Annotated in this window: 26 protein-coding genes and 1 tRNA gene; 9 read left to right on the forward strand and 18 right to left on the reverse strand. The window is 64.3% G+C overall.

The genetic code is table 11. The features are described from left to right. Window positions 1–26 precede the first annotated feature (26 nt). From B5J99_RS01555 to B5J99_RS01565, 3 genes are all read right to left on the reverse strand, one after another. Complete coding sequence (locus B5J99_RS01555) at window positions 27–170, reverse strand: benenodin family lasso peptide (protein ID WP_117351261.1); 144 nt, start codon at window positions 168–170, stop codon at window positions 27–29. Between the two features lie 601 nt (window positions 171–771). Further along, on the reverse strand, window positions 772–1,935 hold the full coding sequence (locus B5J99_RS01560) for a tyrosine-type recombinase/integrase (protein ID WP_245991714.1): 1,164 nt from the start codon (window positions 1,933–1,935) through the stop codon (window positions 772–774). Window positions 1,936–2,066: 131 nt separating this feature from the next. Further along, window positions 2,067–2,156: transfer RNA gene (locus tag B5J99_RS01565), tRNA-Ser, on the reverse strand. 254 nt (window positions 2,157–2,410) lie between these two features. Here B5J99_RS01565 and hspQ point away from each other — a divergent pair. Beyond that, complete coding sequence (hspQ, locus tag B5J99_RS01570; protein WP_117353299.1) at window positions 2,411–2,737, forward strand: heat shock protein HspQ; 327 nt, start codon at window positions 2,411–2,413, stop codon at window positions 2,735–2,737. A 30-nt stretch (window positions 2,738–2,767) separates the two neighbouring features. On the opposite strand, the gene B5J99_RS01575 is transcribed toward hspQ, so the two are convergent. Then, window positions 2,768–3,646, reverse strand: coding sequence for an ABC transporter permease (locus B5J99_RS01575; RefSeq protein ID WP_425456425.1), 879 nt, complete (start codon window positions 3,644–3,646; stop codon window positions 2,768–2,770). Between the two features lie 68 nt (window positions 3,647–3,714). On the opposite strand from B5J99_RS01575, the gene B5J99_RS01580 reads away from it, so the two are divergent. The 3 genes from B5J99_RS01580 (at window position 3,715) to B5J99_RS01590 (ending at window position 7,882) form a co-directional block, all read left to right on the forward strand. Further along, window positions 3,715–4,467, forward strand: coding sequence for a GcrA family cell cycle regulator (locus B5J99_RS01580; protein ID WP_117353301.1), 753 nt, complete (start codon window positions 3,715–3,717; stop codon window positions 4,465–4,467). Window positions 4,468–4,542: 75 nt separating this feature from the next. Continuing rightward, on the forward strand, window positions 4,543–6,534 hold the full coding sequence (parE, locus tag B5J99_RS01585; RefSeq protein ID WP_117351262.1) for a DNA topoisomerase IV subunit B: 1,992 nt from the start codon (window positions 4,543–4,545) through the stop codon (window positions 6,532–6,534). Between the two features lie 79 nt (window positions 6,535–6,613). Then, complete coding sequence (locus B5J99_RS01590; RefSeq protein ID WP_162892410.1) at window positions 6,614–7,882, forward strand: serine hydrolase; 1,269 nt, start codon at window positions 6,614–6,616, stop codon at window positions 7,880–7,882. Here B5J99_RS01590 and B5J99_RS01595 read toward each other — a convergent pair. The 5 genes from B5J99_RS01595 to B5J99_RS01615 form a co-directional block, all read right to left on the reverse strand. Then, the gene (locus B5J99_RS01595; RefSeq protein WP_211337862.1) at window positions 7,851–8,393 is read right to left on the reverse strand and encodes a GNAT family N-acetyltransferase; all 543 of its coding nucleotides are present in this window, start codon (window positions 8,391–8,393) and stop codon (window positions 7,851–7,853) included. The genes B5J99_RS01590 and B5J99_RS01595 overlap by 32 nt on opposite strands. After that, entirely contained in the window at window positions 8,390–9,202 is an 813-nt protein-coding gene (locus B5J99_RS01600) for a LysR family transcriptional regulator (RefSeq protein WP_117351264.1), read from the reverse strand. The genes B5J99_RS01595 and B5J99_RS01600 overlap by 4 nt, the downstream gene beginning before the upstream one ends. A 12-nt stretch (window positions 9,203–9,214) precedes the next feature. Next, window positions 9,215–9,613, reverse strand: coding sequence for a Co2+/Mg2+ efflux protein ApaG (gene apaG / locus B5J99_RS01605; RefSeq protein WP_117351265.1), 399 nt, complete (start codon window positions 9,611–9,613; stop codon window positions 9,215–9,217). Between the two features lie 99 nt (window positions 9,614–9,712). After that, window positions 9,713–10,102: a c-type cytochrome gene (locus B5J99_RS01610; protein ID WP_117351266.1), complete on the reverse strand. Its 390-nt coding sequence runs from the start codon at window positions 10,100–10,102 to the stop codon at window positions 9,713–9,715. A 78-nt stretch (window positions 10,103–10,180) separates the two neighbouring features. Further along, window positions 10,181–11,485, reverse strand: a complete 1,305-nt coding sequence (locus tag B5J99_RS01615) for an isoprenylcysteine carboxylmethyltransferase family protein (RefSeq protein ID WP_117351267.1) — start codon at window positions 11,483–11,485, stop codon at window positions 10,181–10,183. Between the two features lie 201 nt (window positions 11,486–11,686). On the opposite strand from B5J99_RS01615, the gene B5J99_RS01620 reads away from it, so the two are divergent. Beyond that, on the forward strand, window positions 11,687–12,109 hold the full coding sequence (locus tag B5J99_RS01620) for a DUF2147 domain-containing protein (protein ID WP_069050612.1): 423 nt from the start codon (window positions 11,687–11,689) through the stop codon (window positions 12,107–12,109). A gap of 4 nt (window positions 12,110–12,113) precedes the next feature. Here the strand turns inward: B5J99_RS01620 and B5J99_RS20030 are convergent, their stop codons facing one another. Further along, on the reverse strand, window positions 12,114–12,698 hold the full coding sequence (locus tag B5J99_RS20030) for a DUF983 domain-containing protein (RefSeq protein WP_342768891.1): 585 nt from the start codon (window positions 12,696–12,698) through the stop codon (window positions 12,114–12,116). Here B5J99_RS20030 and B5J99_RS01630 point away from each other — a divergent pair. Continuing rightward, window positions 12,697–14,229, forward strand: a complete 1,533-nt coding sequence (locus B5J99_RS01630) for a cryptochrome/photolyase family protein (protein ID WP_117351268.1) — start codon at window positions 12,697–12,699, stop codon at window positions 14,227–14,229. The two genes, B5J99_RS20030 and B5J99_RS01630, sit on opposite strands and share 2 nt — an antisense overlap. Here the strand turns inward: B5J99_RS01630 and B5J99_RS19450 are convergent. Next, the gene (locus B5J99_RS19450; RefSeq protein ID WP_162892411.1) at window positions 14,219–14,422 is read right to left on the reverse strand and encodes a hypothetical protein; all 204 of its coding nucleotides are present in this window, start codon (window positions 14,420–14,422) and stop codon (window positions 14,219–14,221) included. The two genes, B5J99_RS01630 and B5J99_RS19450, sit on opposite strands and share 11 nt — an antisense overlap. 168 nt (window positions 14,423–14,590) lie before the next feature. Here B5J99_RS19450 and B5J99_RS01635 point away from each other — a divergent pair, with 168 nt between their 5' ends. Together B5J99_RS01635 and B5J99_RS01640 are read left to right on the forward strand one after the other, a co-directional pair. Further along, window positions 14,591–15,799, forward strand: coding sequence for an acyl-CoA dehydrogenase (locus tag B5J99_RS01635; RefSeq protein WP_117351269.1), 1,209 nt, complete (start codon window positions 14,591–14,593; stop codon window positions 15,797–15,799). Between the two features lie 99 nt (window positions 15,800–15,898). Next, a complete protein-coding gene (locus B5J99_RS01640) occupies window positions 15,899–16,828 on the forward strand; it encodes a GGDEF domain-containing protein (protein ID WP_083231429.1) in 930 nt (309 codons plus the stop codon). 22 nt (window positions 16,829–16,850) lie between these two features. On the opposite strand, the gene argC is transcribed toward B5J99_RS01640, so the two are convergent. From argC to B5J99_RS01655, 3 genes are all read right to left on the reverse strand, one after another. Continuing rightward, entirely contained in the window at window positions 16,851–17,789 is a 939-nt protein-coding gene (argC, locus tag B5J99_RS01645) for an N-acetyl-gamma-glutamyl-phosphate reductase (protein WP_117351270.1), read from the reverse strand. Continuing rightward, window positions 17,786–18,757, reverse strand: coding sequence for a C40 family peptidase (locus B5J99_RS01650; protein WP_117351271.1), 972 nt, complete (start codon window positions 18,755–18,757; stop codon window positions 17,786–17,788). Before B5J99_RS01650 ends, argC begins: the two co-directional genes overlap by 4 nt. A 160-nt stretch (window positions 18,758–18,917) precedes the next feature. Beyond that, complete coding sequence (locus B5J99_RS01655; protein ID WP_117353304.1) at window positions 18,918–20,318, reverse strand: leucyl aminopeptidase family protein; 1,401 nt, start codon at window positions 20,316–20,318, stop codon at window positions 18,918–18,920. Between the two features lie 46 nt (window positions 20,319–20,364). Here B5J99_RS01655 and B5J99_RS01660 point away from each other — a divergent pair, with 46 nt between their 5' ends. Next, window positions 20,365–21,171 carry a DUF4163 domain-containing protein gene (locus tag B5J99_RS01660; protein WP_117351272.1) on the forward strand — a complete coding sequence of 269 codons (807 nt, stop codon included), beginning with the start codon at window positions 20,365–20,367 and terminating at the stop codon, window positions 21,169–21,171. Window positions 21,172–21,174: 3 nt separating this feature from the next. Here B5J99_RS01660 and B5J99_RS01665 read toward each other — a convergent pair whose 3' ends face one another. The 4 genes from B5J99_RS01665 to B5J99_RS01680 all read right to left on the reverse strand — a co-directional run bounded on the left by B5J99_RS01665 (window position 21,175) and on the right by B5J99_RS01680 (window position 26,236). Then, a complete protein-coding gene (locus tag B5J99_RS01665; protein ID WP_117351273.1) occupies window positions 21,175–22,695 on the reverse strand; it encodes a flavin-containing monooxygenase in 1,521 nt (506 codons plus the stop codon). Window positions 22,696–22,818: 123 nt separating this feature from the next. Further along, window positions 22,819–23,004, reverse strand: a complete 186-nt coding sequence (locus B5J99_RS01670) for a hypothetical protein (protein ID WP_054134156.1) — start codon at window positions 23,002–23,004, stop codon at window positions 22,819–22,821. Then, the gene (locus tag B5J99_RS01675; protein ID WP_117351274.1) at window positions 23,004–24,590 is read right to left on the reverse strand and encodes an aldehyde dehydrogenase (NADP(+)); all 1,587 of its coding nucleotides are present in this window, start codon (window positions 24,588–24,590) and stop codon (window positions 23,004–23,006) included. Before B5J99_RS01675 ends, B5J99_RS01670 begins: the two co-directional genes overlap by 1 nt. After that, window positions 24,587–26,236, reverse strand: a complete 1,650-nt coding sequence (locus B5J99_RS01680; protein WP_117351275.1) for an amidohydrolase family protein — start codon at window positions 26,234–26,236, stop codon at window positions 24,587–24,589. The genes B5J99_RS01675 and B5J99_RS01680 overlap by 4 nt, the downstream gene beginning before the upstream one ends. Window positions 26,237–26,272: the final 36 nt, after the last annotated feature.

Genomic DNA, 26,272 nt, shown 5'->3' on the forward strand with positions numbered 1-26,272 from the left:
CCAGCAGGCTGCACGCCACCCGCTGCTCAGTCCTCGGAAGCAAGGCCGAAGACCAGGAACCGCTGATTGGTCTCGAGGTCTTCGTCGCCGAGGATCGAGGCACCGTGGGTTTCGTCCTGGACGGCACCCAGATCGATGACATCGTCATGCTGAGGTTCAAACGAGTTCATGCTCAGTTCCTTTCCGTAATATGCGACTGGGATAGTCGCCGGGAAAGGCTATGCCCGGTTGAACGTCAGCTCCATTTTATAATCCGATTATAATTGGTTCTAGCAGATCTAAAACGTGACCGAGCAATAGGAAACGCACGTCGGATGCACGTACTGACACCTTTAGCTGTACGCCTGGACATGCGTGTCAGAACCCGGTCACACGCCGATATTAAATCAGCGTTTGTCAATACTGACTCATCCGGTTCCAGCCGCAAGGACAATTAGAACCGGATCCGGATGCATCGATTCAATCTTGGTGGGTTGAACCTTTTCACTAGAAGCACCCACCGCCGCTCGAACGACTGCTGAGCGCGCATCACCGCACTACAATCATCTTTCTGGAAACATTACTTTTTCCCATAATCGGATGGAATTATCGCGCATCTTTGAGGCGAGAAAATTCAGCCCCAACCAGTGCGACGGGTTCGCCTACAGCTTTGCCGGACGATGATAACAGGTGATATCATCGACGGATGCATGCAAAGAAGCTTCGCGGTCAAGCCGAGCAAGCAGCTTGACCGCGATTACGAACCTACAGATCATCGTGATGCGAGTTCATTCAGCTTTCCTTGTCACAGTAGGCGGCCCATCCCGCCATCATGACGCGCCTCTTCTCCAGCAGGTTGCCGCGCCGGTAAGCTGCCTCAGTCTTGTTTGCCACGACGTGCGCCAACGCCGCCTCGGCAACATCACTGGGATGCTCCGTCTCCTCGCTCACCCAATCGCGAAACGATGAGCGAAAGCCGTGCGGTGTGTACGGCTGGCCCATCTCCTTCATCAGCTTGGACAGCGTCATGTCAGACAAGGGCTGCATATTCTTGAAGCCGGGAAACACATAGGGCGACTCCCGAAGGCGAAGTTGCTTGCAACGGCGCAGGATACGCATTGGGCGGGAGGCCAGAGGGACCACATGTTCGCGAAATGCCTTCATCCGTTCCTTAGGGAGGGTCCAGAGGCCGTCTTCGAGGTCAACCTCATCCCAGGTCATGCCGCGCACCTCGCCAGACCGGGCAGCCGTGAAGATGGCAAACTCCAGCGCCAGACGGCTAAAAGATTCTCGTGACCGCAACTTCTGGACGAATTTCGGCACCTTCTCGTAGGGCATGGCAGGAAAGTGGCCATCACGGCGCGGCTGACGCGGCAGGCCTTTGGTGATAGCGCGCATCGGCGCTTCGGTATCGCGATAGCCGGACGCATATGCCCAATCTAAAACTACCCCTACCCGCTGCCGGACCCTTCGTGCCGTTTCCGGCTTTGTCAGCCAAATTTCGGCGAGAAGGTCACGGATCATGGGCCCCGTGATCCTGTCGACCTTCATCTTGCCGATGAAGGGAAACGCATATGCTTCAAGGGTTCGCATCCACTGGCCGTGGTGCTTGCCATTGCGCCAGGTCTTCGAGTGAACCTCATAGACCCGCTGCGCTGCATCCTTAAAGCTCGGCACGGCGTCGACCTTTCGCCGCTCGAACTGCGGGTCGAGGCCCATCTCGACCTGGCTTCGTACTTCGCGCGCCCGTTCGCGGGCATCAACCAGGCTAACCTTGCTGCAGCTACCCAGGCCAAAATCTCTCCGGTCGCCCTTGTGCTGCACCCGGCAAACCCAGCTGCTGCTCCCTCCCGGCCTCTCATAGCGATAAAGGCCGTCACCGAACCCTACTCGGCGGGTGGTCTGGCTCCTGGTAGCAGAGCCTGTCTTGGAAGTCGTTTTCATGGAGGTGATCATAAAATTTGTTCCCACATTTGCAAAAATGTCGGCCTGGACGACGTGGGACACATTTGGATCCGAATCACCAGCGTAACCCGCAGGAAAGCTGGACGTCTGGAGCCAGTCAGGGATTTTGTGGGATTAGTACCTGGCGGAGAGGGTGGGATTCGAACCCACGGTGAGCTCGCGCCCACGCCGCATTTCGAGTGCGGTACATTCGACCACTCTGCCACCTCTCCGGCCTGGCTGGGTCAGGGAACATGCCTTGACGCCCGAACGGGTTCCCGCAGTGCAGAAAGCGATGTGGTCGATCTGCGGGAAGGCGGGCCATTAGCGCAGGCATTGCGGCTTGCCAAGGGGAAACCTGCTGTGCAGATGCGGAAAGCTTGTATGCTGCGGCGCAACACCCTAGATTGAGGATATGAGCAACAATTCCTTCCGATCCGGCAATGACGATGCGTCGGGGGTCACCCAGTCTCCCGGCGGCGTGATCATGCCGCGCATATCCCGCGCGCGCTATGCGATTGGCGATGTGGTGCGGCATCGCATCTTCGATTTCCGCGGGGTGGTATTCGATATCGACCCCGTGTTCGCCAACAGCGACGACTGGTACGAATCGATTCCCGAAGAGCTGCGCCCTGCCAAGGACCAGCCCTTCTATCACCTGTTCGCCGAGAATGCGGAGAACAGCTATATCGCCTATGTCAGCCAGCAGAACCTCGTGACCGACGACAGCGGCGAGCCGGTCGATCATCCCGCAGTGCCGCAATTGTTCGGTCCGTTCAGCGATGGTCGCTACCGCCTGCGCACGATGCACTGATTTTCGGCCGTATCCGGGTTTAAGCCCGGATCAGGAGCGCAGCTTCCATCCCGAGCGCAGCAATGCGTAGCAGGCAAAGCCCAGCGCGACGTTGATCGCCAGCAACAACCCCGCGCCCAGCAGCAGCGGCGAATCGGCCGAGCCGATGAAGCCATAGCGGAAGCCCGAGATCACGTAGAAGAACGGGTTGGCGTGGCTGAGCGTGCGGAACGCTGGTGCCATCGCCTCGACCGAATAGAAGGTCCCCGAAAGCAGCGCGAGCGGGGCGACCACGAAGTTGGTGATGGCAGCGGCGTGATCGAACTTCTCGGCCCATACCGATGTCAGCACGCCCATGAACGCCAGCATCATCGCGCCCATCAGCCCGAACCACAATATTGCCAGCGGATGCTGCGGAGTCACGTCGATCCCCGGCCACAGCAGCATCGCCAGCCACACCGCTGCGCCGACCAGAAACGCGCGAGTGACCGCGGCGATGACCAGCGACACCAGCACTTCAAGCTCGGACAGCGGCGGCATCAGATAATCGATGATCGTGCCCTGGATCTTGCCGACCAGCAGCGAGAAGCTGGAATTGGCAAAGCTGTTCTGCATCATCGCCATCACGATCAGCCCGGGGGCGAGGAAATCGGCGAAGGGCACGTCCAGCACGGTGCGTCCGCTGCGCCCCAGAGCGACCGTGAATATCACCAGATACAGCATGGTGGTGATCGCCGGAGCCCAGATGGTTTGCAACTGGACCTTGAAGAACCGGCGCACCTCTTTCATATAGAGGGCTTTCAACCCTCCCCAGTTGATCGTGCCAATCCGGACGGTGCCTGGCTCTGCAAAGGCCGGACCCGTTCCCAATTCGGGCCGATTGCCCGCCGCAGCAGCGGCGGCGGAGGGATTTGGTGCTTGATCGTTCATGGTGGTTGCGCCTATCGGCGGACACCAGACCGGGCAAGCCCCAATTGGTCAAGAAGGAATTGCTGTTCATGTCATGGACCGACGAGCGCATCGATCAGCTCAAAACCATGTGGGAAAAAGGCCTCACCGCCAGCCAGATCGCTGAAGAGCTGGGCGGGGTCAGCCGTAACGCGGTGATCGGCAAGGCGCACCGCCTTGGCCTGAAGTCCCGTCCCTCGCCGGTGAAGCCGGGCGAGGCCAAGCCCAAGCCCGCCAAGAAGGCGGAGGCACCCAAGCCCGCCAAAAAGGTCGAGGCTGAGGCTGCGAGCGATGCGCCGCCGTTCAAGGTCGACGCTCCTGCCCAGCCCGTGCGCGGCGCCGCGCCGGCACCAGCCCCTGCACCTGCACCTGCTCCGCGCCCTGTCGAAGCCGCCGATGTGGCCGATGACGCGGACGAAGGCGATCTGGATGCCGGAGCCGACGCCGTTGCAGCCCCCAAGCCGCAGCCGCGCATCGTCTCGGTCGGTCCCGGCGGGTTCTTGCGTCAGGGCCCCGGCGACCAGCAGGCGCCGATTCCGCCTGCCCCGCCGCGCCGTCTGGTCCCTGCCCGTCCGAGCGCAGAGATTGCCGACAAGACCACATTGCTCGATCTGACCGACCGCATCTGCCGCTGGCCGATGGGTCACCCGGGCGAGCCGGATTTCCACTTCTGCGGCCAGGCGGTCAATCCGGGCTTCCCGTACTGCGTGGAACATTGCGGCCGTGCCTATCAGGCCCAGCTGCCCCGCGGCACGCGTCGCCCGCCCCCGCCCATGCCGTTCGGCGGACCACGCGTCCGCTGATCAACCTTCGATAGCGGCGGATAAGTCCGGCAGCGTGCTTGCCGGACCGCTGCATTGCGCCCTATAGCAGGCGGCATGTCAGACGATCTGTTCGCAAAATCGCACGCCCCTGCCGAAACCTATGATGCCTCTGCGATCGAGGTGCTCGAGGGGCTTGAGCCGGTGCGGCGCAGGCCGGGCATGTATATCGGCGGCACCGACGAGCGCGCGCTGCATCATCTGGCCGCCGAGGTCCTCGATAACTCCATGGACGAGGCGGTGGCAGGCCATGCCAGCCGGATCGAGGTCACGCTGCGCCCGGGCAACCATCTGACGATCAGCGACAACGGCCGCGGCATCCCTGTCGATCCACACCCCAAATTTCCCGGCAAATCGGCGCTCGAGGTGATCCTCACCACGCTGCATTCGGGTGGCAAGTTCTCGGACAAGGCCTATGCCACCAGCGGCGGTCTGCACGGCGTCGGCGTGTCGGTGGTCAATGCGCTGTCGACCGAACTCCTGGTCGAGGTCGCGCGCAACAAGGAATTGTACGCGCAGCGCTACTCGCGCGGCGCGCCGCTGGGCCCGCTCGAGAAGGTGGGCGCTGCCCCCAACCGTCGGGGTACGACGATCAGCTTCGTGCCTGACGAGGAAATCTTCGGCGCAGGCGCAAAGTTCAAGCCCGCGCGGCTGTTCGCGCTCGCGCGCTCGAAGGCGTATCTGTACGCTGGCGTCGAGATCCGCTGGAAATGCGATGCCGAACTGTCCGACGACAAGGTGCCGCAGGAGGCGGTGTTCCAGTTCCCCGGCGGGCTTGCCGATCACCTGCGCGAGCAACTGGGCGGGCGCGAATGCGCGACCTCGGATTTCTTCGCCGGGCGGCAGGATTTCCCCGATGGCAAGGGCCGGGTCGAATGGGCGGTCGCCTGGCCATTGTGGAGCGACGGCAGCTACAGCTACTATTGCAACACCATCCCGACCCCCGATGGCGGAACGCACGAGTCAGGGCTGCGCGCGGCGATCCTGAAAGGGCTGCGCGGCTTTGGTGAGCTGATCGGCAACAAGAAGGCGACGCAGCTTACCGCCGAGGACGTGATGACCGGCAGCGAACTGATGCTCTCGGTGTTCATCCGCGATCCGCAGTTCCAGAGCCAGACCAAGGACCGGCTGACCTCGCCCGAGGCGGCGCGTCTGGTCGAGAACGCAGTGCGCGACCATGTCGACCACTTCCTCACCGACAATATGGAGCGCGGCAAGGCGCTGCTCGGGCTGGTGCTCGAGCGGATGGACGAAAGATTGAAGCGCAAGGCCGAACGCGAGGTCAAGCGCAAGACCGCGACGAGCGCGCGCAAGCTGCGCCTTCCCGGCAAGCTCACCGATTGCAGCAACGACGGCACCGGGGTCGAGGGCGCGGAAACCGAGATCTTCATCGTCGAGGGCGACAGCGCGGGTGGCTCTGCCAAGCAGGCGCGCGACCGCAAGACCCAGGCGATTCTGCCGATCCGCGGCAAGATCCTCAACGTCGCTTCGGCCAACAGCGCCAAGATCGGCGCCAACCAGGAAATCGCCGATCTGGCGCTTGCGCTGGGCTGCGGGACCGGCAAGCATTGCGACCCGGGCCAGCTGCGCTACGACCGGATCATCATCATGACCGACGCCGATGTCGACGGCGCGCATATCGCGACCTTGCTGATGACTTTTTTCTTCCAGGAGATGCCCGATATCGTCAAGGCAGGGCATCTGTACCTCGCCCAGCCGCCGCTCTACCGGCTCGTGGTTGGCGCCAAGAGCTGGTACGCGCGCGACGATGCGCACCGCGCCGAGCTCGAACGGACGATCCTCAAGGGCAAGAAGGTCGAGGTCAGCCGCTTCAAGGGGCTGGGCGAGATGAACCCCGGGCAGCTCCGCGAGACGACGATGAACCGCCAGAGCCGATCGTTGCTGCGGGTCACGCTGCCGCCCAATTACGAGCAGTATTCTGCGGTCAAGGAGCTGGTTGGCGAGCTGATGGGCAAGAACCCCGAGCACCGCTTCAACTTCATCCAGAACCACGCGGCGCAGGTCGACCGTGAAGCGATCGACGCATAGCCGATCGCACCATCCGTCTGTCGTTCCCCAGCGGTGGGGAGTCCGGGCGCTCGTCATCGCTGCGTGGATGAGCCCCTTCATGGTCGCCGCCCAGACGCCCCCGCCGCCCTCGCCTGCATCGCAAACGCTTTTCGACCAGCCCGCTGCCAATGTTCTTGCGCTGATGCAGGGCAAGGCTGCGGCGCCGGACATCTTCGACCCCGCGTTTCTTACCGCGGTCCCTCCCGAGCAATTGACCTCGGTGATCGCCTCGCTCAAGACGCAGTTCGGCGAGCCGCAGACCCTCGAGGCGGTGCGGCGGATGGACGTGCGATCGGCCAGCATCGATATTCGCTTCGACAAGGCGGTGGTCACCTTCACCATCGGCGTGCTCGACGGAAGGCTCTCGGGGCTGTTCATCACAGGATCGCGCACCCAGGGCGACACGATGGAGCAGATCACCGCAGATATCGCCGCGTTGCCCGGTCGCAGCGGCTTTGTCGTGCAACAGCTGACCCCCAGCGGTGCGCAGACCATCGCCAGCCACCGCCCGGATGAGCGCTTTGCCATCGCCTCGGTGTTCAAGCTGTACGTACTTGCCGAGATCGACCGGGCGGTGCGCGCGGGCGAGCACCGATGGAGCGATGTGCTGCCCCTGTCGCAGAAATCGCATCCCTCGGGAATCGCGCAGGATTGGCCCGACGCCGCGCCGATGACGCTGCAGACGCTGGCGACGCTGATGGTTTCGGTCAGCGACAACAGCGCCACCGACACGCTGATCGCCGCCATAGGCCAGGAAAAACTTGCTGCGATCGTCCGCGCGAGCGGACACTCCCGGCCGTCGGACATGATCCCGCTGCTCTCGACCCAGGCGGTGACGGGGCTGAAGATGCCAGCGAACGCGGCGCTGCGCGACCGCTTCCTCGCCGCGGACGATGCCGAACAGACACGCCTTGTCGCCGATGCGGGCGACACGTTGCGGCTCAAGAACCTTGATCTTGCAGTCTATACCGGCGGCCCCAACCAGATCGACACGATCGAATGGTTTGCCAGCCCCGCCGATGTCGCGCGGCTGCTGGCGATGCTGGAGCGCGATGGCGACCCGGTGACGCGCGCGATCCTCAAGGTCAATTCCGGGATTCCTCCGGTCAACGCCGGACGCTGGGCGTATCTGGGTTACAAGGGCGGGTCGGAGCCCGGGATCATGGGCATGAGCTTTCTCGCCCGCACGAAGCAAGGCGACAGCTATGTGATCACGGCTTTTGCCAACAACCCCGCCGCCGATATCGACCAGCCCGGCTTTATCCAGCTGATGACCCGGCTGCTCGATCGGCTGGCTACTGGCGATGCGCCAGCCACTCGTCCCTGAGCAGACCGAAGATCAGGCTATCACGCACGCCGATATGCGTTTCCCATTCGGCGCGCAGATAGCCTTCGCGGACAAAGCCCATCGACGTCAGCAGGCCGATCGAGTGAATGTTTTCAGGATCGGTATCGGCAAACACGCGGCGCTGGCCTTCGGTCACCAGCAACTGGTCAAGCACCATCGCCACCGCTTCGCGTGCAATCCCCTGCCCCCAGGCCGGGCGCGCCAGGATATAGCCGATCTCGCTGACGTTCTCGCGCCGGTCATGCGCGGCGACCCAGCCCAGCGCGATGTCTTCGCCGGCCCGCGTGATCGCCCAGCTGCGCCAGTTGCCCACCGCCGCCGGTTCCAGATAGGTGCGGGTTTCCTCGACCGACCGGTGCGGGCCCGACGACCACCAGGTCATCAGCGCTTCGTCGGAAAGCACGGGAAACAGCGCTGCAGCATCGTCGCTCCGCACCTGACGCAGCACCAGCCGCGCGCTGGTCAGCACCGGCATCGCCACCGTGCTCATGTCGCTGTCAGCGCGTCGACCAGCGCGCGGACCTTTTTCTGCCGCCATTGCGGTGTGGGCGCGACCACCCAATAGGCACGCCGCGCCGGGCGAGCCTCGCCGATCGCCACCAGCCTGCCTTCGGTCAGATCGCGTTCGGCAAGCAGATAGGGCACGGTCACGCTGCCAAAGCCGGCAATTGCCGCATCCAGCCCCAGTCCTGCATCGGCGACCTGCATTACCGCCCTGTCTTCGAAATCTTTGCTGTCTTGTCCGCGGGTGCAGCCGGGCCATTCGATCCCGCGATTGCCATCATATCCGGGCGCAGCCACGGTGACGAACTGCGCCGGGCCGATCTGCGCCCCCTCGAGCTCCGCCGGGCCATCGGCAAGCCGGATCGCGCAATCGAGGTTCGCCTCGGTGAAGTCGATGTCGCTGTCGCCCGAGACCAAAGTGTAGCGGATTTCGGGGTTGTCGGCAGCATAGCCAATCAGCCGGTGGTGCAGCCATTTGGCGGCAAAGTCACGCGGCACCGCGATCGTCAGGCGGAAGCTCGACTGGCCTTGCTGCATCGCGCGCACGGCTTCCTCGAACTGCAGGAAACCCCCGCGCAGCGCATCGAGCCCGGCGCCAGCCTCGTCGGTCAGTTCCAGCCCCTTGGGCGTGCGGCGGAACAGCACGACGCCCAGCATGTCCTCCAGCGCGCGAATCTGCTGACCGACCGCAGCCGGCGTCACCGCGAGTTCGTCTGCCGCGCGGGTGAAGCTCAGATGGCGGGCGGCGGCATCGAGCACGCGCAGGCCGTTGAGCGGAAGATGGGTACGCTTCATAAGGAGCGCTGATTAATCGGCAACTGCCGGGGCGACCAGCGGAAAACGCGGAATTTCGACCGCGATCAGCTCATCATCGTCACGCATCATCCGATAGACGCCTTCCATCCGCCCGGTTGGGGTGGTGAGCGGGCAACCCGAGACATAATCGTGCGACTTGCCCGGAAGGATCACCGGCTGTTCGCCGACCACGCCTTCGCCATCGACCTGGTGCACGCCGCCGCGGCCATCGGTGATCACCCAGTGGCGGGTGAGCAGCTGCACGGCGCTGTCGGAATGATTCTCGATACGGATGTGATACGACCAGAACCAACGGGCACTGTCCGCGCGCGACCGGTCCGGCAGAAAGCTGACCGCCACCCGCACCGTGATGCCATGCGTGGTGGCAGAGTGGGTGAAGAACCTGTCCATGCTGTCTGAAAATCGGTCCATGGCTATAATATGCCTCTTAATCCGTTGAGGCGAAAGGGGGCACGGGAGAAATTCCTGGAAGCGTGCGCCTGGGCGAGCCTATTTGCCGCTTTCCTTCTTCAGATACGCGATCACATCGGCGCGGCGCTGGGCATCGGCCAGGCGGAACCCCATCTTTGCGCCCGGGATGAACGCCTGCGGACTGGTGAGCCATTTGTCGAGGCGCGCGGCGTCCCAGGCGAATTTCGCCTTCTTGAGGCCCGGCGAATAGGCAAAGCCGGGCGCACTGCCCGCCTTGCGCCCGAAGACACCGCGATGCGCAGGGCCCACACCATTGGCATCGGGCGCATGGCAACCGGTGCAGTTGCTCTCATACACCTTCGCGCCGCGCGCGGGGTCGCCTGCTGCGGGCGCGCTCTGTGCGGCGGCGGGATGCGCGGCTGTGGTCGCGACCAGCACGGCAAGCACGAGCGACTTGGGGGCAATCATCAAAATCCAGGCTCCGCAGATGGTTAGCAAGCGCGGGATATAGGCGCGGGCTGGTGCGGTTCCAAGGCGCCGGTCACATCACTCGGCAGGCGCGGGCATGGCTTCTGGCTTGACGCGACGTCCGGTGATCATCGCGATCAGCCGCGGCACCGGGCCGTGGCGGTCCATCCAGGCGGCATAAGCGGCATAATCGGGGTCTGCCATCAGGTGCCGCTCCTCGGTCCGCGCACGCCAGTAATAGACCCCCGACACAGCAGCGAGCAAAGCGGCGTTGCGCACGCCATCCTGCCATGCGCCGCTGGTGACCAGGAACGGCATGGTCGCAAACCACCAATAGGCGTTCTTGGAAAGATACGCCGGGTGCTTGGTCCAGCGATAGGGCCCATGCGTCAGGATACCGCGATGGGTGAGGTTCGAAAAGCGGATCCCGAAGGCCACCGTCGCCCACGCGTAGATCCCGGTCAGCAGCACCAGCCAGGCGCCCCAGACGATCAGCAGCGGCGTGTTGCCCTCGAACCAATAGGCCCAGTCGGCGGTGTTGACGTGATAGTTGAGCGGGCCGTTGTCCCCCATCATGATGAACGGCGGATAGCAGATCAGCGCCGCTGCCCAGCCCGCCATATAGGGGTTGGCGGTGCGGATGTGCGAATCCAGCGGCTTCAATGTCAGCGCATAGCCCACGGTGGCGAACTGCACATCGACCAGGAACATCGCGATGATCAGCCAGTTGGCGATCCACACCGGGTTGGTCACGATCTCGGCGACATTGGCATTGACGATATCGGCATAGCCGCCCGGCACGATCGACAGCATGAAGGCGAGGAAGAAGCCCTTCACCGCCCACGCGCGCAGGTGGTGGAAGATCGCCTCGCGCTCCCAGCCCGGCTGGCCCGAAATCATCGCACCGAAATGCCACGCGCCGTCGTGCGGGTCCTTCAGATAGCGGTCTATCCAGATGACATAGGGGATCGAGAGGAAGAACAGGAAAGGCGAGGCATAGATGAACACGTTCATCGAGAACTGGTAGTTGCCCATCCAGTACCAGCGCGCCACCGCATAGATCGCGGCGATCCCCGCCCAGGTCATCCACAATCCGGTGAGCTTGATCATGCTGGCATCGATGACATCCTTGACCGCCCTGGGGTGCGCCCAGTCCAGCCCCGTGCTGGGGCGCAGGTGCACCTTGTCGACCAGCAGCGACCACAGCACCATCGGCAGCCCGGTGGCGATGCAGCAGACCAGCGCCGCATTGGGGCCGTTCCACGCATAGTGCCGCGCCAGCAGCACCCAGCCGATCAGCCCGACAAGCCCGATCAGCCCAGCGCCATGGCTGACGGCGCTGGGGGGACACGGATCATGCAGAGGTGCAGCAGAGCTTGGCATGTTGCAGCCTCCTTAACCCATATTGGTAAGCAAGGGATGAAGGAATTTCAGGGCCGGCACCCGCCGCCAGTTTGCGACAAAATACATCGCGCGCGCACGAATGCTGCTCGACTTGGCGCAGCGATCATGCACAAGTCGCAGCTTCGCGCGGAACAAATGCCCGGCGCACGGGTAAGAATTGAATATGGTCGCAAAGGGTCGATGAAGATGTATCTGGGGACATCGCGGGTTTGGTTATTGGCTCTGGCCGCGCTGGGGCAGACCGGATTCGCTGCGAGCGCGGCCAGAGCCGAGTCCATCCACGGCACCTGGGAGAACCCCACAGGCGACGTCCGCGTCGTCACACAGCCGTGCGGCACCGAGCTGTGCGGCAAGGTTAGCTGGGCGAGCGATCTGGCCAAGAAGGATGCTGCCGCAGGCGGCACGCCGCAGCTGGTCGGCACCAGCCTGCTGCGCAACTATCGCGAGACCAAACCCGGCCACTGGAAGGGCAATGTCTTCGTGCCCGATCTTGGCGACACCTATTATTCGACGATCAAGCAGCTCGACGCCAACCGCATCAAGATCAGCGGCTGCATTCTGGGCGGCCTGCTGTGCAAGTCGCAGATCTGGCGCAAGATCTGAGCCGTCAGTCACGCTGACTTTGGCGCGGGGCATCGACGCTTTCGAACCCGTGCATCCGCCAGTGATATTGCAGCGCGATCACCGCACCCTTGGCGGGCTGCAGCAGCGCGATCGTGAGCAACAGCGCGCCCAAGATCGCGATGACGGCCAGCACCCCCATCGGCAGCAGCTCGCGGCTTCCCGCAGCGATGAGCACCGGGGCGAGCAGATGCCCGCTGATGAAGATCGCGATATAGGCGGGAAAATCATCCGCCTGGTGCAGCGTCCAGTCCTGCCCGCACCCGGCACAGCGCTCAACCGGCTTCAGATAGCGCCGGAACAGCGGCTTGTGGTCGCAGCGTGGGCAATGGTTGCGCATGCCGCGCAGCGCAAGCTGCAGCGCGCTCTGGGTGTCGCTGCCGGGCGTCACAGAGCCGGGGCGGGCGGAATCGGGCATGGCCAGTCTTTCAAAGACGCTGGCAAAGGCACCGACGCCGGTAGCTAGATAGGTATTGCGATGGCCGACATCAAAGCCAAATGCCGCCATTGATCGCACAGGATCACTCCCCATCATTAAGCTGAGCACCGCCCAGGACACCATCTGCCGCATGAAAACCCTTATCCCGATCCTGGGCGACCAGCTCAGTCATGATCTGTCCGCACTGGACGGCGCCGACCCCGATCACACCATCCTGCTGATGATGGAGGTGGATGCCGAGACCAAATATGTCCGCCACCACAAGGCCAAAATCGCCTTCATCCTCTCAGCAATGCGCCACCATGCCGAGGATCTGCGCGCGCGCGGCTGGACGGTCGATTATGTGCGGCTCGAGGATTCGGGCAACAGCGGCACCTTCACCGGCGAGGTCGCGCGCGCGATCGAGCGTCACGCCCCGGACCGGATCGTCGCGACCGAACCGGGCGAATGGCGCGTGCTCGCTGCGATGCAGGAATGGGCCGACAGGTTCGACGTGCCCGTCGATCTGCGCGAGGACAGCCGCTTCGTGTGCACGCATGCCGAGTTCGACACCTGGGCCTCGGCACGCAAGCAGCTGCGCATGGAGTTCTTCTATCGCGACATGCGACGCAAGACCGGGCTGCTGCTCGACGAGCATGGCAAGCCCGAGGGCGGCGAGTGGAATTACGACAGCGAGAACCGCAAGCCCCCGCCCAACGAGCCGCTGCTGATCCCGCAACCGCTGCGCTTCAAGCCCGATGCCATCACCCGCGACGTGCTCGACATGGTCGCCAGACGCTTTGCCGATCACCCCGGCAGTCTAGACCATTTCGTGTTCGCCACCACCCGCGAGGATGCGCTCGCGCAGCAGGCGCATTTCATCGGCCATGCGCTCGCCCGGTTCGGCGACTACCAGGACGCGATGCTCACCGATCAGCCGTTCCTGTGGCACTCGATCCTCTCGCCCTATCTCAACTGCGGGCTGCTCGATCCGCTGGCCCTGTGCCAGGCAGTCGAGGCTGCCTATCGCGACGGCAAGGTCCCGCTGAATGCCACCGAGGGGTTCATCCGCCAGATCATCGGCTGGCGCGAATATGTCCGCGGCATCTATTGGCGCGAGGGGCCCGATTATGCGCAGCGCAATGCGCTTGAAGCGCACCGTCCGCTGCCCGGCTTCTATTACGACGGCAAGACCGACATGCATTGCATGGCGCAGGCGATCGGCCAGACGCTGGACCATGCCTATGCGCACCACATCCAGCGGCTGATGATCACCGGCAACTTCGCGCTGGTCGCCGGGATCGATCCGCACGCGGTGCATACCTGGTATCTGGAGGTCTATGCCGATGCCTATGAATGGGTTGAACTGCCCAACACCCTGGGGATGAGCCAGTTTGCAGATGGCGGGCTGCTGGCGAGCAAGCCCTATGCCTCGAGCGGCAACTATATCAACGGCATGTCCGATTATTGCGGCAAGTGCCGTTACGACGTGAAAGCCAAGACCGGGCCCAAGGCCTGCCCGTTCAACCTGCTCTACTGGGACTTCCTCGATCGCAACGAGGCGGTGCTGGGCAGGAACCAGCGGCTTGCCATGCCCTATCGCAACTGGGCGAAGCGCGGCGAGAAAGACAAGGCGGCAATCCGCGAGGATGCCGCGCGGTTCCTCGATACGCTCACCAGATAAACGAGGTGATCGCCACGAAGAACGCCGAGAAGCTCAACAGAAACAGCCGGACTTCCTCGTTGCGCTGTGCCTTTTTGCGTTTCGCCAGCACCTCGGGCTCATCCACCGGCGTTGCGGCGAGGATTCGCGGGGACAGGCTGCCCCGGAAGCTGTTGGGACGAGCGGGCACGGGAAGGAATGTCAAACGCTGCATAATGAGGGTGTTAACGGATTTTTAACCATTGCCCATCGCAATTGATGGTTAATCATCAATTGTACCAGAAACGGACAGGCACGCGGCGTCGGCGGTTTACGCGCGCGTCAACTTTCGAAGAGAAATTGAGGTTTAAACCGGGGAGAAGCTGCGCTAGACCCTGACCCCATGAAGCACGACACCATCCGCAAGGCCGAAACCATTCCTTTCACCTGGGACGATCCGTTCCTGATCGACGAGCAGCTGACCGAAGAGGAACGGCTGATCCAGGCAAGCGCGCGCGGATTTGCGCAAGATGTCTTGCAACCGCGGGTGATCGACGCTTTCCGCGAGGAAATCGACGCGCCCGAACTTTTCCCGATGATGGGCGAGGCCGGGCTGCTCGGCGCGACGCTGCCCGAGGAATTCGGCGGGGCGGAAGCAAGCTATGTCGCCTATGGCCTGATCGCGCGCGAGGTCGAGCGGGTCGACAGCGGCTATCGCTCGATGATGTCGGTGCAAAGCTCGCTCGTGATCCACCCGATCAACGCTTATGGCAGCGACGAACAGCGCCGCAAATATCTCCCTGGCCTTTGCGCGGGCATGCTGATTGGCTGCTTCGGTCTCACCGAACCCGATGCGGGATCCGATCCTGCGGGCATGAAGACTCGCGCGAAAAAGGTCGATGGCGGCTATGTCATCTCGGGCGCGAAGACCTGGATCTCGAACAGCCCGTTTGCCGATGTGTTCGTCATCTGGGCAAAGTCCGACGCGCACAATGGCCAGATCCGCGGGTTTATCCTGGAAAAGGGCATGAAGGGGCTGAACGCACCCAAGATCAAGGGCAAGCTGAGCTTGCGCGCATCGACCACGGGCATGATCCAAATGGACGAGGTCGAGGTGCCCGAAGAGAACCTGCTGCCCAATGTCGAGGGGCTCAAGGGTCCGTTCGGCTGCCTCAACCGCGCGCGCTACGGCATCTCCTGGGGCGCGATGGGGGCGGCGGAATTCTGCTGGCACGCCGCGCGCCAATACGGGCTCGACCGCGTCCAGTTCGGCAAGCCGCTCGCAGCGACGCAGCTTTTCCAGAAGAAGCTGGCCGACATGCAGACCGAGATCGCGCTGGGGCTCCAGGCATCCTTGCGGGTCGGACGGCTGATGGACGAAGGCCGTTTCGCGCCCGAGATGATTTCGATCGTCAAGCGCAACAACTGCGGCAAGGCGCTCGATATCGCGCGTCAGGCGCGTGACATGCACGGCGGCAACGGCATCAGCGAGGAATATCAGGTGATGCGCCACATGGTGAACCTGGAGACGGTGAACACCTATGAAGGCGCGCACGATGTCCATGCGCTGATCCTCGGCCGCGCGCAGACGGGGATCCAGGCGTTCTTTTGACACCAAATTGGACAAAAGAAAAAACCTCATCGTAACAAGCCGTTAACTAGCATCTTCTAGCGTCCCCCCCAGGCATTTCGGGGAGCTTGCGGCAAGGGCATGGGCGTAGCTGGGCACAATTTCGGTATCGGCGGGACGGACATCTGTGTCGGCCCGGCGCCCGCGCTTGTCGAGCCGGACAGCCAGTGCATCACCCGGGCCGTCGCGCGCGCCGGCGTCGGGGTGTTCGAATGCGACCTGCAATCCGAAACCCTGTGCTGGACCCGCAACATCTACGACCTGTTCGGGATCGACCGCAGCGCACGGCCGCATCGAACCGAGATCGTCGCGCTGTACGACGAGGCATCGCGCGAGACGCTGGACCGGCTGCGCAGCCGCGCCATCGAGCGCCGGACAGGCTTTACGCTAGATGCGCGGATCACCCGCCCCGATGGCGCCGAACGCTGGGTGCAGATCATCGCGCAGGTGGAAACCGAGCGCGGCCGCGCCGCCCGGCTGGTGGGGACCAAGCTCGACATCACCCGCCAGCGTACCGAATTCGAGGCCCTGCAGCAGACTGCCGAACGCGACAGCCTGACCGGGCTGGCCAACCGCGCGGTGTTCCAGCAGCGCTTTCTGGATGCGTCGCGATCGACGCTGAGCCTGCGTCCGCTGGGCGCGCTGGTGCTGCTCGATGTCGACGGGTTCAAGCAGATCAACGATCGCTATGGCCATGCTGCGGGCGATGCCTGCCTGGCGCAGTTCGGCCAGCGCATCCAGCAATGCTTTCCCGATGCGCTGATGGTCGCGCGGATCGGGGGCGATGAATTTGCCGTGCTGATGCCCAGCGACCGCAACTTGCAACGGCTGCCGAGCCGCATTGCCGCAGCGATCGCGCTGCTGCGCATGCCGGTGGCGTGGAACGGCCATCTGCTGGAAGCCGGCGCCAGCCACGGTGTCGCGTTGGCGCACAACGCGATTTCCTATGATGCCGAGGACATGTTCCTGCACGCGGATCAGGCGCTGTACGTCGCCAAGCGCGCGCGCTGACCCACCCAGCCGATAAGCGCGATCAGGCGCGCAGGCCCGCCAGTTCGTCGAGGCCCGCCATGATGTTGAGGTTCTGCACCGCAGCGCCGCTTGCCCCCTTGCCCAGATTGTCGAGCATCGCGATCAGCCGCACCTGCGACCCATCCGCGCTGGGCAGGACATAGAGCGCCAGCCGGTCAGTCGGCGCATCGCCCTCCGACAACAGCAGTTCGCCGGGCGCGGTGCCCATGGCTGCGACGCTGACCAAGGCTTCGCCGGCATAATGATCGGCCAGCGCCTCGTGCAGCGCCGTCGCATCGGCAAAGCCGAGCTCGGGATCGAGGAACAGCGGCACATCAACCAGCATTCCGCGAAACGCACGCACCACGGCAGGCGCGAACAAAGGCGACCGGCTCAGCCCGGCGTGCACCTGCATTTCGGGCAGATGCTTGTGCTCCAGATTGAGGCCATAGGCGCGGAAGCCGATGTCGGGCGCATCGACCTGCATCCGCGCGATCAGCTCCTTGCCGCCACCCGAATAGCCGCTCACCGCATTGACGATGAAGCCGTGATCGGCGGGCAGCAGCGCTTCGGCCACCAGCGGCGCGACCAGCGCGAGGAAGCCGGTGGGGTAGCAGCCGGGATTGCTGACCGCGCGCGCATCGCGGATCGCAGCGCGCTGGCCTAAACGCAGCTCGGCAAAGCCATAGGTCCAGCCATCGGCGACGCGGTGCGCGCTGGAGGCATCGATGAACCGCGTCGGCGCACCCTCGCCCAGCGCCACCGCCTCGCGCGAGGCGGCATCGGGCAGGCACAGGATCACAAAGTCGGCATCCTGGATCGCGGCGGCGCGCGCCGAGACGCTCTTGCGGTCGGCGTCGCTGAGCGTGATCAACCGGAACTCGTCGCGTCCTGCCATCCGCTCGGCAATTTCCAGGCCGGTGGTCCCGGCAGCGCCATCGATAAAGAGACTGGGCATCAGGCGATCCGCTTGCGCGCCAGCACCGGCTGGAGCGTGGTTTCGGGGAAACGGGCGATGACATCGGCAAGCGGCTCGGCCACCACCTGCATCCAGTGCGCATTGGCGTGCACCAGCGTGTCTGCATCCATCATGATTCCGACATGGCCGGGGAAGAACACGAGGTCACCGCGCTGCAGCGGTTCGTCATCCGCCAGCGCACGGCCAAGCGCTGCCATCTGCTGGTCGCTGTCGCGCGGCGCGGCAATTCCGGCAAGCCCCAGTACCAACTGCACCAGCCCCGAACAGTCGAGCGCATCCCCGCCGCGTCCGCCCCACAGATAGGGCGCGCCGACCAGCTGCAGCGCGCGGTCGACCGGATCGCAGCCCTGCTCGGCCAGCGGCACGGCATGGCGCGCCGACATCCAGCCGCACGCAACGGACAGGAACCTGCCGCACTCACTGGTCGCATCAACCGCGATCCGTGCGCCCATCGGCAAGGCTGCAACCATCGGCGTCTTGATCGAAGGTTCGGCGAACACCAATGCGCTGCGGCTGTGGACGACATGGCTGGGATCGGCACTGCCAAGCGTGATCTGGTCCAGCCGCACATAGCCGCAATAGCCATCGTGCAGGCCATAGCCCCAGCCCCAGTCGCCGGTGCTGTCGAGCAGCGCGAACGCCTCTCCGGGCAGCAGCTGGCTCACCGCCTGGGCATCGCCCGCTCCGGCCTTGCGCAGCATTGCGCCACTCGCGGCGACGCGGTGAATCTGCGGGGCAACATAATGCGGCGCGAAGAAGCGACCGGCCAGCGCGATATCCGCAAGATCTCCGCGAATGGGTGTCACGCGCGGATCATAGTCGGTCACGGGGCCCGTGAGCACGAACTGCTGCACCGGGTCGGCGCGCGTGTCCGCAGCCTCGCTCGCCGGTCCGCCAGCCAGCGAAGCCGCCTTGGAATGCGGCGCCAATGAGCCCGATGAATGTGTCAAGAAACCCGGTCCCCCGCGCAAATTACCGCCACGACATGATCCTGCGCCCGTCCATGGCTTCGGGCTGGCGGCGCAGATAGACGAGTTGAAGCGATTTGTCCAAGCCGCCGGTTAGCACAGCGCCCGACGCCGGAAAATGCCTGCCACACAGCGGCCAAGATCAACCAGCCGCGCCATAGCGGCCGCGCAGATAGTGCCATGATGCGCGCAGGCCCAGCGCCTCGCCGCCCTTGGGCTGGCCGGGCCGGGGCGTGGGCCGCCACGCATAGGTGTCGAAATGCGCCCAGGGCACGCCCTCGCCGACAAAGCGCTGCAGAAACAGCGCCGCGGTGATTGCACCGGCGAACGCCCCACCGCTGTTGCCGATGTCCGCGATATCGCTGACATACATGTCCTCGTACCCCGGCCACAGTGGCAGCCGCCAGCACGGATCGCCCACCGCCCTGCCGCTGGCGACCAGACCATCGGCCAGCGGATCGCTGTTGGCGAACAGGGCTGGCAGATCAGGCCCCACCGCAACCCGCGCCGCGCCGGTGAGCGTGGCGAAGTTGATCATCACATCGGGCGGAGTCTCGCTCGCCTTGGCCAGGCAATCGCCCAGCACCAGCCGGCCTTCGGCATCGGTGTTACCGATCTCGACGGTGATCCCCTTGCGGCTCCTGAGCACGTCGCCGGGGCGGAAGGCGTTCCCCGAGATGGCGTTCTCCACCGCGCCGACCAGCATGTGCAACCGCACCGGCAGGCCTGCGCGCATGATCAGTTGCGCCAGCGCCAAGGCGTGCGCGGCGCCGCCCATATCCTTTTTCATCAGCAGCATGCCCGCCGCCGATTTGATGTCGAGCCCGCCGCTGTCAAAGCACACGCCCTTGCCGATAATGGCGACGCGGGGATGATCCTCGCGTCCCCAGTGCAGCTCGATCAGCCGCGGCGCATGGCTGCGCGCCGCCGCGCGCCCGACCGCGTGGATCATCGGATAGCCGGTGGCAAGCGCGTCGCCGCGGGTCACTTCAAGCGTCGCGCCATAGCGCCTGGCGAGCGCCTCTGCTGCGGATTCGAGATTGCCGGGGCCCATGTCTTCGGCGGGGGTGTTGACCATGTCGCGCACCCAGGCGGTCGCCTCTGCCTCTGCAATGCGATCAGGAAGCCGCGCGGGATCGCCGGTCAGCAGCACGCGCGAGCCTTGCGGATTCTCCTCTGGCTTCTTGTAGGTGGTCAGACGGTGCTGGGCGAGCGCCCAGCCGATCACCGCATCGCCTGGCCTGACATCACCTCCCAGCCTGAAGGTGCCCGCGGCGAGAATTTCCGGCGCCTTGGCAAGGCACCAGGGCCGCAGATTGGCGATATCGGCCACCCCCAGCACCACCGCCCATTCATCGGCCGTATCGCCCGGAACCACGACCAGCTCATGCGGACGCGCGGTGAAGCGCATCGCGGCGAGGTGGTTGCGCACGCGCGGCGGCGCCGACGCCAGCCAGGCCGCCAGGCCGGCCTTGTCGACGAGGTTAAGCAGGCGTGCGGGCTGGCCAATGTCCGGCTGGACGAGGTGAGACAAATCCATCATTGTCGCAGCATAGAGCATTTTTCAGCCAGCCGAGCGAGACAGAAATATGAACGGTCGAAAACCGGCGCAGATCACTCTGGCCGTGCTGGTGGCACTGGCGCTGCCCGGCATCGCCGCGTGCGAGCAGGGAACCCCAGTCGCCCAGAAGACCAAGGCGCCCGTCGCCAGCACGAAAGCCGCGACCGCGGTCAGCTTCGAACGCGAAACCAAGGCCTTTGCCTTCACCTATGAATACCCAGCCCAGGCCGCTGCCCTGCCCAGGCTGGCCGCGATGCTCGATGCCGAGCGCACCAAGGCGCTGGGCGAGCTGGAAGCGCAGACCGCAGAGGCACAGAAGGAAGCGGCGGACAACGACTATCCGTTCAACCCGCACATGCTGGGCGTCGGCTGGAAGGTTACCGGGGAGAGCCCCGAGATGCTTGCCATGGTGGCGGAGATCAGCAGCTATTCGGGCGGCGCGCACGGCAACACGGGTTATGAAGCGCTAATCTGGGACAAGGCGGCGGACAAACGCATCCAGCTGGCCGCGCTGTTCACGGACATGGCCATGGCGCTCGAGCCGTTGCGCGAGGGCTATTGCACCGCGCTCAATGTGGAGCGTCGCGAAAAGCGCGGCGAGCAGATCGGCGAGCCCGACGACATGTTCAACACCTGCCCGCCCTTTGCCGAGCTGGTGCTGGTGCCCTATGCCAGCAGCGACAGCGGTTTCGACCGGATGATGTTCATCGCCGCGCCTTATGTCGCGGGCCCCTATGTCGAGGGGGTTTACGAGATCAGCCTGCCGCTTTCCGGCGCAGTGCTGGAAAGGATGAAGCCCGAATACCGCGCAGCCTTTGCCGCCCCTGCGGAGTGACGATCACTCCGCCGCGATGGCGGTCTGCTGCGGCGCGTGCGCATCGGCCTTGCGGAAGGCGAGCACGCCATCGTCCACCGCCTCTTCGCGCAGCACCTTGCGGTCGAACAGATAGTCCTGGTTGAGCCGCCACGGCATGCGGTCGCCCTGCTTGGGCAGGATATGCAGCGCGCGCTGGACATAGCCCGACGAGAAATCGAAGATTTCCTCCTCGTTGACCGGGCCGTCGCTACCCAGCACCGGCACCGCTACATCGGTACCGGTCGCAGCCATGTGGTTGAGCGTGCGGCAGACGAAGTCGGCGACGATATCGACCTTGAGCGTCCAGGAGGCATTCAGATAGCCGAAGACGATCGCCATGTTCGGCACATCGCTGAACATGCAGCCCTTGTAGTAATAATGCTGGGTGAAATCGACCGGCTGGCCATCGACCGAGAACGCGACCTTGCCCGCCATCGCAAGCTTGAGGCCGGTGGCAGTGATGATCACGTCGGCATCCAGATGCTTGCCCGATTTGAGATCGATTCCGGTAGGCGTGAACCTGTCGATATGATCGGTGACGATATCGGCCTTGCCGTCGCGGATCGCCTTGAACATGTCGCCATCGGGGACGAGGCACAGCCTTTGCTCCCAGGGGCCATAAGGCGGCTGGAAATCGGGCTCGTTCATTTTCGAACCCATGATCTTGCGGATCCGCTTGAGCAGATAGTCGCCGACCTTCTTGGGATTTTCGCGCGCACGCTTGAACGAAATCTGCTGCATCCGGACGTTCTTGAAGCGGATGAAGCGATAGGCCCATTCATCGGGCATGATGGCGCGCAAGCTGTTGGCCAGCCAGTCCTTGGCGGGGCGGCTCCAGTACCAGGTCGGCGTGCGCTGCAGCATCGTGACGTGCTTGGCCTTGTCGGTCATCGACGGCACAATCGTCACTGCAGTTGCGCCCGATCCGATCACGACGATGTTCTTGCCTGCATAATCGAAGCCCCGGGGCCAGAATTGCGGGTGGATGATCTCGCCGCCAAAGCTCTCGCGACCCTCGAACGCGGGGTCGTAGCCCTCGTCATAATCGTAATAGCCGGTGCCCATGAACAGATAGTTGGCGGTGAGGTGGCAAACGCCCTGCCCTTCGACCTCGGCAGCGATCGTCCAGCGCGCATCGCTGCTCGACCAGCTGGCAGAGAGCACCTTGTGGCCCAGGCGGAGATGGTCATTGAGCCCGCGTTCGTCCTTGATCCGGCGCAGATAGCTCAGGATCGAGGGACCGTCGGCGATCGCCTTCTGCTCACGCCAGGGCTCGAACTCGAACCCCAGGGTGTGCATGTCGCTGTCCGAGCGGATGCCGGGGTACTGGAACAGGTTCCAGGTGCCGCCGATGTCGCTGCGCTGGTCCAGAATCGCAAAGCTGCGTTCGGGGCACTTTTCCTTGAGATGGACCGCCATGCCGAGTCCCGAAATCCCCGCGCCGATGATCAGCACATCAAGATGGGTGGCGGCTTTGAGGTCGGACGGCTTTTCGTGCTTCATGGGTCAGGCTCTCCGGTCGCAGTCCGCTTGGCCGCGGCTCTCTTGCGTCATCCAAAGGCTATACCATGCTTACATCGTTGTAAATTGCAACCGGTTTTGGCCCGATCCGGCCATAAAGCGCGATCAGGCGACGCGCTCGTCCGCGATCCTCTCGAGCAGGCGTTGCGCGACCGAGGCGCGGATGGGTTCGCCGCGCTCGATCTTGCGCAAGGTGTTGTAGCTGATGCCGAAGCGGCTCATCACCGCCTCTTCGGTACGTGCGGGGCAGCTGCGCAGGACATAATCGGCAATATCGTCGGGCAGACGCATCAAATCGTCCACTTTCCGTCGATCCGCGACAGCACGCCTGGCTGGCCGCCTTCGCGCAGCTCGGGCGGCAGCAGCGCAGCGGGCAGGTCCTGATAGGCGACCGGGCGCAGGAACCGGTCGATGGCGAGCGTGCCCACCGAACTGGTGCGGCCATCCGAGGTAGCGGGATAGGGCCCGCCGTGGTTGACCGCATGGGTGACCTCGACGCCGGTCGGCCAGCCATTGGCGAGGATGCGGCCGACCCGGCGCTCGAGCACGGGCAGCAGCGCGCGCGCATCGTCGATGTCGGCCTCGTCCATGTGCAACGTCGCGGTCAACTGGCCTTCGAGTGCGGACAGCACCGCAAGAAGCTCGGCGCGGTCGGCGCAGCGCACGACGATCGACGCGGCCCCGAACACCTCGTGCTGCAGCTCGGCATTGGCAAGCCAGTCGGCGCCGGTCACGCTGAACAATGCGGTGCGACCCTCGTGCGGGCCGGTGGGGTGCACGCCGCGTGCGATGGTCCTGACCTCGGGCGTGGCGGCGAGTGCTGCGCTGCCCTTTTCATAGGCGGCGTGGATGCCTGCGGTGAGCATCGTCTGCGGCGCCTGCGCTTCGACGAGCTGCCCGGCTTCCGCCAGAAACGCGTCCAGCGCAGCCGACTCGATCGCAAGCACCAGCCCGGGATTGGTGCAGAACTGCCCCGACCCCAATGTCAGCGAGCCGATATAGCCCGCCGCCAGCGCCTTGCCCCGCGCCGCCAGAGCTTCAGGCAGCAGAATCACCGGATTGATTGCCGACATTTCGGCATAGACCGGGATCGGCTGGGTCCGCGCCGCAGCGATCTTCATCAGCGCCTCGCCGCCGCCGCGCGATCCGGTGAAGCCGACTGCCTGGATGCGCGGATCGGCGACCAGCGCCGCACCAAGCGCATTGCCGGTTCCGCTGAGCAGGCTGAACACGCCTGCGGGAACACCGGTGTCAGTCGCAGCCCGGACAATCGCGCCGGCAATCAGCTCGGAGGTTCCGGGGTGTGCAGGGTGCCCCTTGACCACCACCGGACAGCCAGCCGCGAGCGCCGAAGCTGTGTCGCCGCCTGCGGTTGAAAACGCGAGCGGGAAGTTGGATGCGCCGAACACCGCGACCGGGCCCAGCGGCACCATGCGCAGCCGCAGCTCCGGCTTGGGCGGGGTGCGCGCGGGATCGGCATGATCGATGCGCAGCCTGAGCCACTGGCCGTCGCGCACTTCGCTGGCGAACAGCCGCAGCTGGCCGCGGGTGCGCCCACGTTCGCCGGTGATCCGCGCCACCGGTAGCCCGGATTCGCGCGATGCCCGTTCGATCAGCGCATCGCCCAACGCCTCGATATTGGCGGCGATGGCATCCAGGAACGCGGCGCGGGTCTCGCGCGGAAGATCGGCATAAGGGATCGCGGCAGCCTCGGCAGCAGCGCAGGCATCGGCAACGTCCTGCTCGCTCGAGCAGAAGAAGCCGATATCGTCGATGCTGGCACCACAAGCGGGGTCATAGGCGTGGAACACTTCACCGCTGCCGCGCCGCTCGCCCGCGATGAAATATTCGCCCGTGAGAGGCGCGGCGTGGATCATTGCGTCAAATCTTCCTGTTCGATTGTCAAATATCCCGGGGGTAACCCGCGATCTGCCTTCGATCGCGCCACAATGGCGCGGATATCTGCTCTCAACGCCTTGCCCTCGTAGAAGATGCCATCTTTTACGGTCCAGGCGATACCGCCGACCCGCTGCGCCTTGCCGGTGGCATCGTCGAGCTTGAGCGTACCGGTGGCGAACAGCAGCTTGAGATTGGCGATGGGATTGCCCTTCACGATTACCAGATCCGCCTTCTTGCCCGGCTCGATCGTGCCGATATCGGCATCGTGCCCAAGCAGCCGTGCGCCTTGCTGCGTCGCCGAATTGATCACCTCGAGCGGGCTGAACCCGGCCTCGCGCAGCAGTTCCATCTCCTGGATATAGCCGAAGCCATAGGTGTTATAGATATAGCCCGCGTCTGAACCCACGGTGACTCGGCCGCCGCGATTCTTGTATTCGTTGACGAAGCTCATCCACAGCCGGTAGTTTTCCTTCCAGTCCATCTCGCGCTCGGTGGTCCAGTCGAACCAGTACGAGCCGTGATTGATCCGGCTGGGGCGATACCAGTCCCAAAGCGCGGGCATGGTGTATTCGTTGTGCCAGAAAGCGCGGTTCATCCGCATCAGGTCGCGGCTGGCGAGATAGGCGGTGAAGGTCGGATCGAGCGTGAAGCCGCGCTCGAGCAGCGTCTCCATCACCTCGTTCCATTTGTCCGACCCGGGCCTTGCGGTCTGCTGCCACAGCCTGCCCGCCTCGCCGAAGCGCATCTGCTCGTCGGTATTGATGAAGTCGGTCGGCCAATCCTGCAATTTCTGGTTGGTGAACATGGCTTCGGGCAGGCCGTACCAGTGCTCCATCGATTCGAGCCCGGCGCCGCTGGTGCGCAGCACATTGGCATAAGCGACGACACCCTGCGCGTGGTGCATCGTCGAATGCAGGCCGAGCTTCTTCGCTTCCTCGATACCCGCGATCAGCGCCGCCTCGCTGCCGCCAATGAATTTGATGCCGTCTGCGCCGCGCCGTTTGGCATCGCGGATCGCCAGACGTCCTTCCTCTGCGGTGCGGATCGGCAGGCCGATCTGCTGGAACATCGGATAGACATCGAGCCGGGGCCCGGTAATCTCGTTGCGCGCAAGCCGGCCCTTGATCGCGACCTGCTGCTCGATTGACATCTCCGACGAGCCGACATTGCGCGCGGTGGTGATGCCGTGCGCGAGCCAGAGCTTGAGCACATAATCGGACGGCACGCCCTGTCCGTCGCTCAAGGTGTGCAGATGGACATGCGCATCAACGAAGCCGGGGAGCACGTAGTGCCCGGTGAGGTCGTACTCCTTGTCGCCGCGCGGGGGACGCCGGGCCTCCTCGATCGCACCGGGCGAACCGATCGAGACGATCCGCACGATGCGGTCGTTCTCGATGACGATGTCCACCGGGCCCTGCGCGGGCGCGCCCGTGCCATCGACATAGATCGCGTTGCGCAGCACGGTGCGCGGCCATGGCCCCTCGCCCAATGTGCGCGGCGGAATGGGATCGGCGACCTCGCGCGGCTGCGCCTGCCCGAGCGCCTGACCCTGCAGCGGCGCCGATATGCTCCCCGCCAACGCAAGCGCCGATGCAATCGTCAACCCTATGCGCCCGATCCGCATGATACCCGCTCCCCTGCCAAGTGAAGTTGCGCTTTT

The sequence above is a fragment of the Blastomonas fulva genome (genome assembly GCF_003431825.1).
In the GTDB taxonomy this organism is placed as follows: domain Bacteria; phylum Pseudomonadota; class Alphaproteobacteria; order Sphingomonadales; family Sphingomonadaceae; genus Blastomonas; species Blastomonas fulva.

Excerpts from the sequence above, each read along its gene's own strand:
- B5J99_RS01590 (WP_162892410.1), top strand. The coding sequence starts at position 6,614 with ATGGTCGCCGCCCAGACGCCCCCGCCGCCCTCGCCTGCATCGCAAACG.
- B5J99_RS01655 (WP_117353304.1), bottom strand. The coding sequence starts at position 20,318 with ATGATGGATTTGTCTCACCTCGTCCAGCCGGACATTGGCCAGCCCGCA.
- B5J99_RS01560 (WP_245991714.1), bottom strand. The coding sequence starts at position 1,935 with ATGATCACCTCCATGAAAACGACTTCCAAGACAGGCTCTGCTACCAGG.
- B5J99_RS01575 (WP_425456425.1), bottom strand. The coding sequence starts at position 3,646 with ATGAACGATCAAGCACCAAATCCCTCCGCCGCCGCTGCTGCGGCGGGC.
- B5J99_RS01610 (WP_117351266.1), bottom strand. The coding sequence starts at position 10,102 with ATGATTGCCCCCAAGTCGCTCGTGCTTGCCGTGCTGGTCGCGACCACA.
- B5J99_RS01620 (WP_069050612.1), top strand. The coding sequence starts at position 11,687 with ATGAAGATGTATCTGGGGACATCGCGGGTTTGGTTATTGGCTCTGGCC.
- B5J99_RS01580 (WP_117353301.1), top strand. The coding sequence starts at position 3,715 with ATGTCATGGACCGACGAGCGCATCGATCAGCTCAAAACCATGTGGGAA.
- B5J99_RS01680 (WP_117351275.1), bottom strand. The coding sequence starts at position 26,236 with ATGCGGATCGGGCGCATAGGGTTGACGATTGCATCGGCGCTTGCGTTG.
- B5J99_RS01675 (WP_117351274.1), bottom strand. The coding sequence starts at position 24,590 with ATGATCCACGCCGCGCCTCTCACGGGCGAATATTTCATCGCGGGCGAG.
- B5J99_RS01555 (WP_117351261.1), bottom strand. The coding sequence starts at position 170 with ATGAACTCGTTTGAACCTCAGCATGACGATGTCATCGATCTGGGTGCC.
- B5J99_RS01670 (WP_054134156.1), bottom strand. The coding sequence starts at position 23,004 with ATGCGTCTGCCCGACGATATTGCCGATTATGTCCTGCGCAGCTGCCCC.
- B5J99_RS01615 (WP_117351267.1), bottom strand. The coding sequence starts at position 11,485 with ATGCCAAGCTCTGCTGCACCTCTGCATGATCCGTGTCCCCCCAGCGCC.
- apaG (WP_117351265.1), bottom strand. The coding sequence starts at position 9,613 with ATGGACAGGTTCTTCACCCACTCTGCCACCACGCATGGCATCACGGTG.
- parE (WP_117351262.1), top strand. The coding sequence starts at position 4,543 with ATGTCAGACGATCTGTTCGCAAAATCGCACGCCCCTGCCGAAACCTAT.
- B5J99_RS01630 (WP_117351268.1), top strand. The coding sequence starts at position 12,697 with ATGAAAACCCTTATCCCGATCCTGGGCGACCAGCTCAGTCATGATCTG.
- B5J99_RS01665 (WP_117351273.1), bottom strand. The coding sequence starts at position 22,695 with ATGAAGCACGAAAAGCCGTCCGACCTCAAAGCCGCCACCCATCTTGAT.
- hspQ (WP_117353299.1), top strand. The coding sequence starts at position 2,411 with ATGCCGCGCATATCCCGCGCGCGCTATGCGATTGGCGATGTGGTGCGG.
- B5J99_RS01640 (WP_083231429.1), top strand. The coding sequence starts at position 15,899 with ATGGGCGTAGCTGGGCACAATTTCGGTATCGGCGGGACGGACATCTGT.
- B5J99_RS01595 (WP_211337862.1), bottom strand. The coding sequence starts at position 8,393 with ATGAGCACGGTGGCGATGCCGGTGCTGACCAGCGCGCGGCTGGTGCTG.
- B5J99_RS01660 (WP_117351272.1), top strand. The coding sequence starts at position 20,365 with ATGAACGGTCGAAAACCGGCGCAGATCACTCTGGCCGTGCTGGTGGCA.
- B5J99_RS01635 (WP_117351269.1), top strand. The coding sequence starts at position 14,591 with ATGAAGCACGACACCATCCGCAAGGCCGAAACCATTCCTTTCACCTGG.
- B5J99_RS20030 (WP_342768891.1), bottom strand. The coding sequence starts at position 12,698 with ATGCGGCAGATGGTGTCCTGGGCGGTGCTCAGCTTAATGATGGGGAGT.
- B5J99_RS19450 (WP_162892411.1), bottom strand. The coding sequence starts at position 14,422 with ATGCAGCGTTTGACATTCCTTCCCGTGCCCGCTCGTCCCAACAGCTTC.
- B5J99_RS01600 (WP_117351264.1), bottom strand. The coding sequence starts at position 9,202 with ATGAAGCGTACCCATCTTCCGCTCAACGGCCTGCGCGTGCTCGATGCC.